The sequence below is a fragment of the Streptomyces sp. genome (assembly GCF_035645055.1).
Lineage (GTDB): Bacteria > Actinomycetota > Actinomycetes > Streptomycetales > Streptomycetaceae > Streptomyces.
Map to the genome: position 1 here is coordinate 20,628 of NZ_DASQNH010000030.1, position 13,370 is coordinate 33,997.

Below are 13,370 nucleotides of genomic sequence, written 5' to 3' on the forward strand. Positions count from 1 at the left end.
CTTGGGGAGGTAGCGGGATGACGGAGGTACGGCCGACGGCGGCCGCCTCGGCTTCCCTGTGGGAGCGCGACCGGGAACTCGACGCCATCCGGCGGGCCGTCGACCACCTGTGCGCCGACCGCTCGTCCTCCGGCAGTCTGCTGGTCTTCCGCGGTGAGGCGGGAGTCGGCAAGACCGCGCTGCTCGCGGAGACCCGCCGGATCGCCGAGGAGCGCGGCTGCGCGGTGTGGTCGGCACGCGGCGGCGAGACTTTGAAGTCCGTGCCCTACAACGTGGTGCGGCAACTGCTCCAGCCCGCGCTGGTGACGATGCTGCCCGAGGAGGCCCGCGAGTACCTCGGTGACTGGTACGACATCGCCGGGCCCGCCCTGGGCATCGCGGACCCCGGCGACCGCCGGGCCGACCCGCAGGGCGTGTGCGACGGGCTGGTCGCCGCGGTACGACGGCTGGCCCGGCGGGACTGGCCGCTGGTCCTGCTGGTCGACGACGCGCACTGGGCCGACCAGGAGACCCTGCGCTGGCTGGCCGCGTTCGTCGAGCGGCTGCACGATCCGTCCGTGCTGGTCGTGGTGGCCCGCCGCCCCGGCGACGTCACCGGCGCCCGCGCCCGCCATCTCGACGCGATCGCCGCCACGGCCGCCCAGTCCGTCACCACGCTCAGCGCGCTGACCCCGGACGCCGTGGCCGGGCTGACCCGCGCCACCGTCGGCGCGCACGCCGACGGCCCGTTCTGCCGCGAGGTCTGGGCGGTCACCGCGGGCAACCCGTACGAGACGGTGGAACTTCTCGCCAAGGTGCTCGACAGCGAACTGGAACCCACCGAGGGCTCGGCCGGGGAACTGCGCGTCCTCAACCGTTCGGCCCGCGGCGGCGGTCTCGTCGCCCGCCTCGAAGGGCTGGGCATCGACGCCACCCGGTTCGCGTGGGCCGCCGCCATCCTCGGCACCGGCATCACCGTCGACCTGGTGGCCAAGCTCACCACCATGAGCCCGGAGCAGGCCGGGCGCTGCGCCGAGCTGCTGACCAGTGCCCGCATCCTGACCCCGCCCGACCCGGCCGGCGGCCAGGCGTCCGACGGCGACCTGGAGTTCGTCCACCCGCTGATCGCCACCGCCGTCTACCACTCCATCCCCGACGCGCTGCGCCGCGCCATGCACGGCATCGCCGCCCGGATCGTCACCGACCTCGGACTCGGCGCGGCGGCCGCCTCCCGGCACCTGCTCCAGGTCCACCCCGACGACGACGCCGAACTCGTCGACCAGCTGCGCGAGGCCGCCCGCGAACACCTCGCCGTCGGCGCGCCCGACGCGGCCCGCCAGTGCCTGGAACGCGTCCTCCAGGAGCCGCCCCGGCCCGAGGTGCAGGCGTGCGTCCACTACGAACTGGGCTGCGCCACCCTGCTCACCGCGCCCGCCAAGACCATCGACCACCTCCGAACCGCGCTCGCCCTGCCCGGCCTGGACGGCACCGAGCGCGTCGACGCGGTCTTCCGCCTCTCCCAGGCACTGCTCCACAACGACCAGCTGGAGCAGGCCGTCCGCACCGTCGAGGCGGAGGCCGCCCGGCACGAGGAGGGGCCCGCGCGGATGCGGCTGCGGGCCGTGCAGTACATGTGGGAGGGCATCTACGCCGGAGAGTCCGCCACACCAGGACGCTCCGCGCGGCTCGCCGAACTGGCCGCGGCCTGCACCGGCCGTGACAACTCCGAGCGGGCGCTGCTCATCCTGCGCGGCTTCGACGCCATGACGCACGGCGAGAACGCCGAGGAGGTCGTCGAGGCCTGCGACCGCGCCCTCGTCAACGGCCGGCTCGCCCCGGGCCTCGGCTGGACCGACACCGAGTGGGGCGTCGAGCTGCTGATGATGCTCGGCAGCTCCTACGCCTGCACCGACCGGCTGGACCGCGCCGAGAACCTGTTCGCCGAGGCGCTGCGCACCTACACCTCGGCGGGCTGGAGCGGTGGCCACCTCGCCCTCGCCCATGCCTTCCTCGGGCTCGCCTTCCGCCGGCAGGGCCGTCTCAAGGACGCCGAGCAGATGCTGCGGGAGTCCCTGCGCATCGCCGAGCGGGTCGGACGCGGGCTGCCCCTGTACTGGTCGGCGACGTGCGGACTGGTCGACACGCTGCTCGCCCGCGGGCATGTCGAGGAGGCCTGGTCGATCGCCGAGCGGTACGGCTTCGCCCCGCCCTACCCGTCGACCATCGTGCTCCCCGACATCCGCTCGGTGCGCGGCCGGCTGCTGCTCGCGGTGGGCCGGACCGAGGAGGGGATCAACGAGCTGGAGGCCGCCGAGAAGGCCGCCGCCGCGCGCGGCGGCCACAACCCGGTGCTGGCGCCCTGGACCGTCGACCTCGCCCGTGCCCTCGCCGGGCAGGACCCGGCCCGCGCCGCCCGGCTCGCCGCCGACGCCCGCCGCCAGGCCGAGCGGTTCGGCACGGACACCGCCATCGGCGAGGCCCTGCGCTGCGCCGCCGACCTGGAGACGGGCCAGCGCCAGGTGCGGCTGACCGCCCAGGCGGTCGCCTATCTGGAGGCCTCGCCCTGCCAGTACGAGCACGCCGCCGCCCGGATCGAGCACGGCCTCGCCGCGCGCTCCACGGCGGAGCTCAACCGCGGCCTGACGCTGGCGCGTTCGTGCGGCGCGGACGGGCTCGCCCGTCAGGCGGAGCAGGCGCTCGCGACGCTGACGGGGTAGCGGGCCGCGCGAGAAGGCGCGGGCCACCGGGTGCGCGGCGGGGTCAGTTCGCCGTGTCCTCCTCCGCCAGCACCCGCTGGGCCGCGGCGAACGCCGAGTTGGCGGCGGGGACGCCGCAGTACACGGCTGTCCGGAGCAGCACCGCCCCGATCTCCTCGGGCGTCAGCCCGTTGCGGCGGGCGGCCCGCACAGGCATCGCGAGTTCCTCGTAGTGGCCGTGCGTGACCAGCGCGGTCAGCGTGATCATGCTGCGCTCGCGGCGGCTGAGCGTCGGATCGGTCCAGATCTCGCCCCACGCGTAGCGGGAGATGAACTCCTGGAACCGGGCCGTGAACGGCGTCTGCCGCTCCTGCGCCCGGTCCACGTGGGCGTCGCCCAGCACCTCGCACGTCCACGGCGAGCTTGCCGAGCGCGCCCGCCGTGAAGGCCAGGCACCCGGCGAGGTCGGCGACGGGCGTCCGCAGGGTGTGCCGGGGCAGGCCGGGCGCTCGCAGGCCGAGTTCGCGGGCGTACTCCGTCGGCAGTGCCGTCGGATCGCCCGCACCGTACGCCCCGAAGGCCGCCAGCGTCCCCGCCGCGCCGCCGAGCTGGGCGGGCAGGGAGTCCCGTACGGCGCTCACCCGGTCCCGCGCGTCCAGGACGAGCGCCCGCGGCGCGCCTCGTCCAGCCGGGCCAGCAGCGGGTCGGCGGGCGGCGCCGTGTCGTCGCCGGGCAGGTAGATCCGGGTGAACAGGTGCACCAGCAGACCGCGCGCGAAGACGCACACGCTGAGGTACGGCGCGTTGCGCCCGCGCGCGCCCGGTCGCAGGATGCGCGCCGACCAGTGGCCGCCCGCGTCGGTCTGGACGCGGCCCCAGCCGGTGAACTCCACGCCGTTGCGGCCGAGGAAGCCGCCACTGCCGGGGTCGCGCCGAGGTGATCGGCCGGCTCGTCTCCCGGGGGCTGCTCGGCAAGGTCCGCGACCCGCAGGACGGCCGCCGCTTCCTGCTGCGGCTCACCGAGGAGGGCGAACGCGTCCAGCGCAGGCTGGCGGTGCGCGCGGCACGGATGAACCAGGTGTTCCTCGGGCCGCTGTCCGCCGAGGAGCAGAGCCTGTTCCTCGGCCTCATCCAGCGGGTCTCGGACGCGGCGGAGGGGCTCCGCAACCCCGCGGAGCCCCTGGCCGCCCAGCGCTGAGCCGCCCCTCGTCCCCGCTCGGCCTCCCGGTGCTCAGGCCTTGGCGAAGACCACCCAGACCTGGCCGTCGGCGAAATTCACCGGAGCGCCGTCACGCGTCGTGAACTCGGTTCCCTCGGCCGCCGTCGCCCGCTTCCAGCGCACGTCGTGGACCTTGCCGTCGCGCAGCACCTGGGCCCGGCCCGAGCCCACCGTCTCGGTGAACGGCGTGTTGTTGCCGAGCGCGTCGAAGTAGTCGGACCGGCGCAGCTTCACGTACTGCACGACGACCGTGGCGGGCGCCACCCGGCCCGCCTCGGTGGTGGTGGCGGCCTTGCCGTCCATCGACACCAGCCAGCGGTCCCGGCTCTCCGACCAGGTGAAGGTGAAGCGTGCCGACGGGTACGCCACGGTCCGCGAGGCCAGCTCGGTGCCCCCGGTGGGCGCGGCGCCGTACCGGAAGCCGGTGGTCAGCGCGGCCGGGCCCGGCGCGGCGGACACGAGCGGGCCGGGGCGGAGGAAGAGGTTGTGCGGTGCGGGCCGGCCGGCGCCCCGGAGCCAGGCGCCGGGCGTCCGGTCGGGCGGTTCGGCGCGCAGCGGCGCCTCGTCGATCAGTGGCAGCAGCTTGCGCTGCGCCCCGGAGAAGGCGAGTGTCGGCCCGTCGAACTGGCGCAGCAGCTCCAGATCGGTCTCCCGGGCGCTGCGCACCGGGCCCACGACCTTCGGCAGCCGGGTCGCGTAGACCGCCATCAGCCGGCTCAGTCCGCCCTCGACCTGCTCGACGTAGACGACGTCCGCCGCGTTCAGCCCGGTGTGCGGGCGGGCCCGGGGGGCGTTGTCGATCTTCACGGCGAGCACCGACGTGTCGGCCGCCCGGGTCTGTTCCCTGCCTGTGTCCGCCGACTCCTGGTCCGGTCCCCGGCCGTCGCGGGAGGGGCCGTCGCCGCCGGTGGCGCAGCCCGCCGCCAGGGTGGCCGTCATCGCCACCGCCAGCAGGGCCGCCGTCGTGCCGGCGCGCCCCCGGCGTGCTCTTCGTGCTGTGCCCACCGTCGCCACCCGTTCAGTCCGTGTCATCGATTGTGCGCCTATCCGGACATTGATGGCTATATTCGATCATTTAAGAAGTTCCGTGGATCATCCCGGCCGATGGCTCGTGTGGCCCGTGCGGATTACACCGATCGGCGCAGGCGCACGGTTCGGTGCACTCCGTCCGGGTACCCGGGGCGCGCCACCGCAGGACAGGCCCCCGGGGCGCGAGAGAGGGAGCGCGGACGATGAGGGCAGTGACATGGCAGGGCAAGCGGAAGATCAGCGTGGAGACCGTGCCCGATCCACGGATCGAGGAGCCGACCGACGCGATCATCCGCGTCACCTCCACGGGACTGTGCGGCTCCGACCTGCACCTGTACGAGGTGCTCACCCCGTTCATGACGCCGGGTGACATCCTCGGCCACGAACCGATGGGCATCGTCGAGGAGGTCGGCGCCGGAGTGCCGGACCTGAGGGCCGGCGACCGGGTCGTCGTTCCGTTCCAGATCGCCTGCGGCAACTGCTGGATGTGCCTCAACGCGCTGCCGACCCAGTGCGAGACCACCCAGGTCAGCGGCGAGGGCATGGGCGCCGCCCTGTTCGGCTACACCCGCCTGTACGGAGCGGTCCCCGGCGCCCAGGCCGAGTACCTGCGGGTCCCGCAGGCCCAGTTCGGCCCGATCAAGGTCCCCGAGGGCCCGCCCGACGACCGCTTCGTCTACCTCTCCGACGTGCTGCCCACCGCCTGGCAGGCGGTCGCCTACGCCGACATCCCCGAAGGCGGCAGCGTCGCCGTGCTCGGCCTCGGACCCATCGGCGACATGGCCTGCCGGGTCGCCCAGGTACGCGGCGCCGGGCGGGTGTTCGGCGTCGACCTGGTCCCCGAGCGGCTGGAGCGGGCCCGCGCGCGCGGCGTGGAGACGTACGACCTGAAGAGCTTCGACAGCCAGAAGGAACTGGTCGCCGCCATCCGCGACGAGACCGACGGGCGCGGCCCCGACGCCGTGATCGACGCGGTCGGCACCGAGGCGCACGGCAGCGCCGCCGCCAAGCTCACCCAGCAGGCCGCCGCCCTGCTGCCCCGGGCCATCGGCGCCCCGCTGGCGGAGCGCTTCAGCGTCGACCGGCTCGCCGCCCTGCACACCGCGATCGACCTGGTCCGCCGCGGCGGCACCCTGTCCCTCGTCGGCGTGTACGGTGGCATGGCTGATCCGCTGCCGATGCTCACCCTCTTCGACAAGCAGCTCCAGATCCGCATGGGGCAGGCCAACGTACGGCGCTGGACCGACGAGATCATTCCCTACCTCACCGACGAGGACCCGCTCGGCGTCGACGACTTCGCCACCCACCGGGTGCCGCTGGACGACGCCCCGCACGCCTACGAGATGTTCCAGCGCAAGCGCGAGGGCGCGGTGAAGGTGCTGATGCGGCCGTGACCGGGTGGGGCGGCCACCGAGTGCGTGGGGGCCGCCGCCGGCGGGGTCACTTCTCGCCGAAGATCTCCGCGAGGTCGTACCGCACCGGCTCCTCCAGCTGGGCGTAGGTGCAGCTCTCCGGCGTCCGGTCGGGGCGCCAGCGGCGGAACCGGGCCGTGTGCCGGAACCTGGCCCCGTTCTCCATGTGGTCGTACGCCACCTCCGCGACCCGCTCGGGCCGCAGCGGCACCCATGACAGGTCCTTCTTGCCCGACCACCGGCTCGGCGCGCCGGGCAGCCGCGCCGACTCGTGCGCGGCCTCCTCCGCCCAGGCCGCCCAGGGATGCCCCTGGACCTCCGCCATCCGCAGCGGCTCCAGCTCGGCCACCAGCTCCGCCCGCTGCTTCATCGAGAACGCCGCCGACACGCCCACGTGCTGGAGGACGCCCCGGTCGTCGTGGAGCCCGAGCAGCAGCGAGCCGACCACCGGCCCGCTCTTGTGGAAGCGGTAGCCCGCCACGACCACGTCCGCCGTCCGCTCGTGCTTGACCTTGAACATGGCGCGCTCGTCCTGGAGATAGCGCAGATTCAGCGGCTTGGCGATCACCCCGTCCAGGCCCGCGCCCTCGTACTGCTCGAACCACTGCCGCGCCACCTCGATGTCGGTCGTCGCCGGCGCCACATGGACGGGGGGCGTCACCGCGTCCAGCGCCCTGACCAGCAGTGCCCGCCGGTCCACCAGAGGCACGTCCAGCAGCGACTCACCGTCCAGGGCCAGCAGATCGAAGGCGACGAAGGAGGACGGCGTCTTCTGCGCCAGCATTCGCACCCGGGAGTCCGCCGGGTGGATGCGCTCGGTCAGCGCGTCGAAGTCCAGCCGCCCCTCCCGCGCGATCACGATCTCCCCGTCCAGCACGCACCGCTCCGGCAACCGCTCCGCGAGCGCCGCTGCCAGCTCGGGAAAATACCTGGTCAGCGGCTTGCCGGTACGGCTGCCCAGCTCGACCTCTGCGCCGTCGCGGAACACGATCGCCCGGAACCCGTCCCACTTCGCCTCGTACTGCATACCCGGCGGGATCTTCGCAACGGACTTGGCGAGCATCGGCTTCACGGGAGGCATGACCGGCAGATCCATAGTCCGATTCTGCGCGCATACAGCCAGTGATGCCCGGTATGCGAGGAGACTGAGGTATGTCTACCGTGGCTGCATGGGCGAAGCGGTGGAACTCGAGGCGGGCGGCCGGACCGTGCGGCTGACCAACCCGGACAAGGTCTTCTTTCCGGAACGCGGCTTCACCAAGCTGGACCTCGCCCGGTACTACATCGCCGTCGGCCCGGGCATCCTGCGCGCCCTGCGGAACCGGCCCACCACCCTGGAGCGCTACCCCGACGGGGTGACCGGCGAGTGGTTCTACCAGAAGCGGGCGCCCAAGAGCATGCCCGACTGGATCCCCACCGCCCACATCACCTTCCCCAGCGGACGCACCGCCGACGAGATGTGCCCCACCGAGGAGGCGGCGGTGGTGTGGGCCGCCCAGTACGGCACCCTCACCTTCCACCCGTGGCCGGTACGCCGCGACGACGTCGACCGCCCCGACGAACTCCGCATCGACCTCGACCCGCAGCCCGGCACCGACTACGACGACGCGGCCCGCGCCGCCCACGAACTACGCGCGGTACTGGACGAGTTCGGCGGGCTGCGCGGGTTCCCGAAGACCTCCGGCGGGCGCGGGCTGCACGTCTTCGTGCCCATCGAGCCGCGCTGGACCTTCACCCAGGTCCGGCGCGCCGCCATCGCCGTCGGACGGGAGATGGAACGGCGGATGCCGGAGCGGGTGACCATCAAGTGGTGGAAGGAGGAGCGGGGGCGGAAGATCTTCATCGACTACAACCAGACGGCCCGGGACCGGACCATCGCCTCCGCCTACTCCGTACGGCCCCGCCCGCACGCCCCCGTCTCCGCGCCGCTGCGCTGGGAGGAGGTCGGCGTCGCGCACCCCCGGGACTTCGACCTCGTGACCATGCCCGCGCGCTTCGCCGAGGCCGGCGACGTGCACGCGGACATGGACGAGCGGCGCTACTCGCTGGACGCCCTGCTCGACCTCGCCCGCCGCGACGAGCACGACCACGGCCTCGGCGATCTGCCGTACCCGCCCGAGTATCCGAAGATGCCGGGGGAGCCCAAGCGGGTACAGCCGAGCAGGGCGAAGAAGGCCTGACCCGCCTGGCCTACAGCTCCCTGACCCTGATGTCCCGGTACGAGATCACATCGGTCGTGCCGTGGACCTGGATCCCGAGGTAGCCCGACGCGAACCGTCGCCCGTCGCTGCCCGGGTCGTCCGCGCGGGGCGGGGTGAACTCCTGGCCGCCGATGTTGTCGAACTCGTTGATCAGCACACCGTTGCGGTAGACCGAGTAGTGCTGGTCCACCACGCGGATCTCGTAGTCGTTCCAGGTGCCCTTCTGGGTGACACCGGCACCGGCGAGCCCGACCCGGTCGAAGCCGTAGACCGAGCCCGTCTTGTACATGTCGCCGTCCGGCCGGTCGAGCACCTGCACCTCGTGGCCGTACTTGATGGCCACCCACTCCGGGCGCGGCTCCTCGGGGTGGTCGTGGACCCAGGGGAAGCGCACGAAGACACCGGAGTTGGCGTTGCCGGTGCCCGGCGCGTCGTCACGCCACTGCAGGCGCAGGGAGAAGTCGCCGTACTTGCGCTGCGGGAACCACAGCATGCCCAGGCCCGCCTTGGTGGTGCCGCTGGTCATCGACCCGTCGGGGTTGAGGGCGAAGGAGCCGCCGCCGACGTGCTGCCAGGCGGCGAACGACTCCGCGCTGCCGTCGAAGATCTTGCGGTAGCCGTCGGTCTGGCCGGGCTTGCCGATGCCGGACTGGCGCGCCGCCCGCTGGATCGCGTTGTACTCGCGCTGGTCGACGAGCCCTTCGCGCAGCAGCGTGTCGAGGACCGTCTTCACATGCTTGAGGAACAGCGCGTGCGAGGACCACTGCTTCTCGTCCTCGATCAGCTCGTTGATCCGGCACCGGTTGTCGGCGACCCGGTTGGGGACGCCCGAGTCGACGGTCCCGACGATGACCGTGAGGCGTTCGTCGTACTCCGGGCAGTTCGGGGCCGGGACCTGGCCGGAGACGACCGTGAAGCCGACCGTGCGGGCCGGCGAGGTGTTGCCGGCCTTGTCGGTGGCCCGGTAGGCGACGGTGTGTGCACCGGCGCGGTCGACGATCAGCGGTGTGGTGTGGGCGATGTACGGTCCACCGTCGAGTGAGTACTCGATACGGTCGACCCCCGACCCGCCCGGGTCGGTCGCGGTCACCGTCACCGTGGCCCGGTTGACGTACGCCCCGTCGGAGTTCCGCGTCCCGTCCACGGTCACGCCGGTCACCGGCGGCGTGGTGTCCTGCGGGGGCGCGGCGACCACCGTGAACGCGACGCTCTTCTCCGCCGCCACGTTGCCGGCCTTGTCGGTGGCGCGGTAGCGGACGGTGTGGGAGCCGGCCTGATGCACCATCACGGGGGCGGTGTACGGCTGCCAGGCGCCGGACGCGCCGATCGCGTACTCGATGGTGTTCACCCCGGACCCGGTGTCCGAGGCCGTCACGGTGACCGTGGCCATGTCGATGTAGGTGCCGTCGGGGTTGCGGTCGCCGCTGACCGTGGCCGAGGTCTCGGGCGGGGTGGTGTCGTCCGTCGGCGGGGCGACGACGGTGAACTCGACGCTCTTCTCGGCGGAGACGTTGCCGGCCTTGTCGTAGGCGCGGTAGCGGAGGGTGTGGGTGCCGACCTGGTCGATGACGACAGGGGTGGTGTACGGAAGCCAGTCGTCACCCGTCGTGCCGACCGCATACTGGATACGGTCGACGCCCGACCCGCCGTCGTCGTCCGTCGCCCGGATACCGACGCTCGCCGACCCCACGTACTGTCCCTGCCCGTTCCGCGTGCCGGTGACCTCCGCCGTGGCCTCCGGCGGCGTCGTGTCCTCGCCGCTGCCCTCGGTCACCACGAGGATGCCCTGCATGGACCCGTGGCCGGGGATCGTGCAGTGGTAGAAGTAGCGGCCCGGGGTCAGGGTGACCTCGGCGGTGTGCCGGCCGTCCATGTCGTCGTTCGGGCTCGCCAGGATGTTCAGCGGGACGTCGCTGTTGAACTCCGGGTCGCTGGTCGCGAAGGTCAGGGTGTGCGGCATCCCGGTGGTGTTGCCGGTGGCCGTGCTGTTCTCGAAGACGATCGTCGCCGGGCCCGCCACCGCGGTCGCGGGCGCCGCGGTGTACTTGGTGATGTCGTCCCCGGCCGTCCAGGTGAGCACCTGGGCGGCTTCGGGCGCGGCGGGCGGTTCGCTCCGCCCGACCGCCGCCGGGGCCGTCTGCACCCCGAGCAGCAGGAGCAGGCCCGCCAGCAGGGCGGCCACCACTCTTCGCTGACGTCGTACGGTTCTCACGACTGTGCCCCCCTCGCCAGCTGGCCGGCGGCCGGCGTCGGACCGCCGCCGGTGTAGGTCACGCGCCACAGGGCCGATTTGGTGTCCGACGTGAAGAAGCCGCGGCCGTAGTCGAGCACGTACAGCGCGCCGTCCGGACCGAACTTCCAGTCCATCAGGTTCTTGATGCCGTCGTTGCCGACCGGAACGATCTTCTTCAGCGACTCCGAGTGCACCGGCGGACCGCCGTCACCCTGTGTCCTCGGGTCCATCAGCACGGCGTTGCGCGGCTGGTCGGCGTCGTAGAAGTCACCGACGAACCACTTGCCGTCCCAGTAGGCGGGCCAGGCGACGTCGCTGCCGGGCGTGACGCCGGCGTGCCGGTAGACCGGCCCGTTCATCGCGGCCTGCCCGCCGCCCTTGAGCCACGGCAGCCGGTACGTGGCGTCCTCCTGCTCGTACGACGGGACCCCGTCGGCGCCGCGCGGGAAGTCGGGGCCGCCGCCCTGCGGGGAGTACCAGATGTTGTTGCCCGTGACCGGCGGGAGGTTGACCAGGCCGTCGTTGTTCGGGGACTCGTTCTTCGGGTGGTCGCAGTCGTACCAGCCGAGTGGCTTCGACGGGTCCGGCAGGTTGCGGTCCCGGTACGGCTGCTTGTTGCCCATGCAGTACGGCCAGCCCCGGTTGCCCGCCTCGGTGATGACGGCGAACGTGTCGTACTTCGCCGGCCCCCACACCGGGGACGGCGCCGGGGCGTCCGGGCCGACCCAGCCCGCGTAGAGGATGTCGGTGGTCTTGTCGACGAAGATGCGCGCCGGGTTCCTGACGCCCATCACATAGATCTCGCCGCGCGTCTTGCCGCCGCCCTCGTCGGTCTCCTCGCCCGTGAAGAGGTTCCCCTCGGGGAGGGTGTACGTCCCGTCGGGCTCCGGGTGGATGCGCAGGATCTTGCCGTTGAGGTTGTTGGTGTTGCCGGCGGTGCGGCGCGCGTCGGCGAAGGACACGCCCTTGTAGTCGGGCTCGGGGTTGTTGCCCGAGTAACCGTCGCTGAAGCGGCTGGAGTTGTTGTCGCCGGTCGCGATGTACAGGTTGCCCTGGGAGTCCCAGGCCATCCCGCCGCCCGCGTGGCAGCAACTGTGGATCTGCACCGGCCACTCGAGCAGCACCTTCTCACTGCTCAGGTCCAGCTTGTTCGTGGTCTGGTCGAGGGTGAAGCGGGAGACGCGCCGCTCGGCCATCCGGGTCTCGCGGTCGATCCCGGAGTGCGGGGTGTAGTGCAGGTACACCCACCCGTTCTCCTCGAACCGCGGGTCGAGTTCGATGCCGAGCAGGCCCTCCTCGACCTTGACCAGCTCGTCGCCGCCGCCCTTGTTGCCGAAGACGGTCAGCGCGCCCGCCAGGGTGACCTGCTTGGTCTTCGGGTCGTAGACGTGGATCTCGCCCGTGCCCTTGCCGATGTCCGGGTTGTTCCAGTCGGTGATCACCGGCCGGGAGGAGTCGGCGCCACCGCGGCCGATGTAGAAGACCCGCCCGTCGGAGGCGGTGACCAGGCCGTGCGGTTCACCGATCTGGTCGTTCAGGCCGGGCTGGTTGGGCTTGGTCAGCCGCTCGGCCCGGTAGTTGCCGTGGATGGTCGCCGTGCAGTCGGCGCGCACCAGCCGTGTGGTCCACAGCAGGGCGCCGCGCAGGTGGGCGCGGAAGTCGGTCTCGTCGTACGACGAGACCGTGCCGCCCATGCCGGTGTAGAAGGAGCGACCGCCGTCGTAGTCACGGCACCAGCTGACGGGGTGGTCCCAGCCGTTGGCGCTCGCGCCGGGCTGGTAGGTGGACTCCCGTACACGGGCGACCGTGTGCACCGTGCCGGAGGGGTTCTTCACCCAGTTCAGCCACCGGTCGGGCCGCTTCCACTGCACCGGCAGCTCCTTGGTGGCCGGGTGTGTACGGTCGCCGACCTCCACCGTCGCCCGCTGCACGGCGGTGGCACCGGAGGCGGCCGGCCGAGCACCGATCAGCCCGGTGAACCAGTCCGAGTACGGCTCCGCGCGGGCCGCGTCGTGCAGCCCCACGAAACCGCCGCCCGCCTCCATGTACGCTTCCAGGCCCGCCTCCTGCTCCGGGTCGAGGACGTCGCCGCCCCCGGTGAGGAACACGATGGCGTTGAACCGCCCGAGCCTGGTCCCGTCGGTGAAGACCGAGGCATCGTCCGTGGCCTCGACCTTGAAGCGCTGGTTCACCGGGCCGGACAGCCCGATCCGCTCGATCGCCTCGATCCCGGCGTTCACGAGCGGGGACTCGCCCCCGGCCGCCGCCGAACCGTGGAAGATCAGCACTCGTACGTTCGCGCCGCCCGGCGGCGACTTGACGGACATCGTTGTCAGCGGCGGCCCCGGCTCCGGGCGCGCGTTCGCGACGGAGCCGGTGAGCAGGCCGGCGGTGAGCAGGCCGGCGGTCAGGGCGGCCGTCGCGGCCCGTCTTCCGGTCCCCAGCCGCCGTCGTCCTCCAGGTCGTTGATGCGATGTGGACCGCATGTGGTCACCCACCCCTCGTCGGTCGCAGCAACAGCGCCATGGAAGCTAGACCTCTTTGCATGGTTCGCCAAGGGATACGACCGGGATCGAACGAACTTTGTCCTGGGTGTGGATAA

General features: G+C 72.5%; 7 protein-coding genes and 4 pseudogenes. 4 read left to right on the plus strand and 7 right to left on the minus strand.

The window, feature by feature from the left end; all coding sequences use genetic code 11:
• Window positions 1-17: 17 nt before the first annotated feature.
• Window positions 18-2,696, plus strand: coding sequence for an ATP-binding protein (locus tag VE614_RS09450; protein WP_324934660.1), 2,679 nt, complete (start codon window positions 18-20; stop codon window positions 2,694-2,696).
• A 43-nt stretch (window positions 2,697-2,739) separates the two neighbouring features.
• Here VE614_RS09450 and VE614_RS09455 read toward each other — a convergent pair.
• The 3 pseudogenes from VE614_RS09455 to VE614_RS09465 all read right to left on the minus strand — a co-directional run.
• A pseudogene (locus tag VE614_RS09455) lies at window positions 2,740-3,081 on the minus strand (carboxymuconolactone decarboxylase family protein); the annotation flags it as partial.
• Window positions 3,082-3,346 (minus strand): annotated as a pseudogene (locus VE614_RS09460) (3-carboxy-cis,cis-muconate cycloisomerase); the annotation flags it as partial.
• Window positions 3,346-3,615: pseudogene (locus tag VE614_RS09465) on the minus strand (protocatechuate 3,4-dioxygenase subunit alpha); the annotation flags it as partial. The pseudogenes VE614_RS09465 and VE614_RS09460, both read right to left, overlap by 1 nt.
• On the opposite strand from VE614_RS09465, the pseudogene VE614_RS09470 reads away from it, so the two are divergent.
• Window positions 3,606-3,872, plus strand: a pseudogene (locus tag VE614_RS09470) (MarR family winged helix-turn-helix transcriptional regulator); the annotation flags it as partial. The pseudogenes VE614_RS09465 and VE614_RS09470 sit on opposite strands and share 10 nt — an antisense overlap.
• 33 nt (window positions 3,873-3,905) lie before the next feature.
• Here VE614_RS09470 and VE614_RS09475 read toward each other — a convergent pair.
• Window positions 3,906-4,925, minus strand: a complete 1,020-nt coding sequence (locus VE614_RS09475; RefSeq protein WP_324934662.1) for a DUF3048 domain-containing protein — start codon at window positions 4,923-4,925, stop codon at window positions 3,906-3,908.
• Window positions 4,926-5,125: 200 nt separating this feature from the next.
• On the opposite strand from VE614_RS09475, the gene VE614_RS09480 reads away from it, so the two are divergent.
• Window positions 5,126-6,316 carry a zinc-dependent alcohol dehydrogenase gene (locus VE614_RS09480; RefSeq protein ID WP_324934664.1) on the plus strand — a complete coding sequence of 397 codons (1,191 nt, stop codon included), beginning with the start codon at window positions 5,126-5,128 and terminating at the stop codon, window positions 6,314-6,316.
• A 46-nt stretch (window positions 6,317-6,362) separates the two neighbouring features.
• On the opposite strand, the gene VE614_RS09485 is transcribed toward VE614_RS09480, so the two are convergent.
• A complete protein-coding gene (locus tag VE614_RS09485; protein ID WP_324934666.1) occupies window positions 6,363-7,430 on the minus strand; it encodes an ATP-dependent DNA ligase in 1,068 nt (355 codons plus the stop codon).
• A gap of 73 nt (window positions 7,431-7,503) precedes the next feature.
• Here VE614_RS09485 and ligD point away from each other — a divergent pair, with 73 nt between their 5' ends.
• Window positions 7,504-8,514 (plus strand): non-homologous end-joining DNA ligase, encoded by a 1,011-nt coding sequence (gene ligD, locus VE614_RS09490; protein ID WP_324934668.1) that lies wholly within the window; start codon window positions 7,504-7,506, stop codon window positions 8,512-8,514.
• Window positions 8,515-8,524: 10 nt separating this feature from the next.
• On the opposite strand, the gene VE614_RS09495 is transcribed toward ligD, so the two are convergent.
• Complete coding sequence (locus tag VE614_RS09495; RefSeq protein WP_324934670.1) at window positions 8,525-10,747, minus strand: OmpL47-type beta-barrel domain-containing protein; 2,223 nt, start codon at window positions 10,745-10,747, stop codon at window positions 8,525-8,527.
• Window positions 10,744-13,254 (minus strand): ThuA domain-containing protein, encoded by a 2,511-nt coding sequence (locus tag VE614_RS09500; RefSeq protein ID WP_414719551.1) that lies wholly within the window; start codon window positions 13,252-13,254, stop codon window positions 10,744-10,746. Before VE614_RS09500 ends, VE614_RS09495 begins: the two co-directional genes overlap by 4 nt.
• Window positions 13,255-13,370 lie beyond the last annotated feature (116 nt).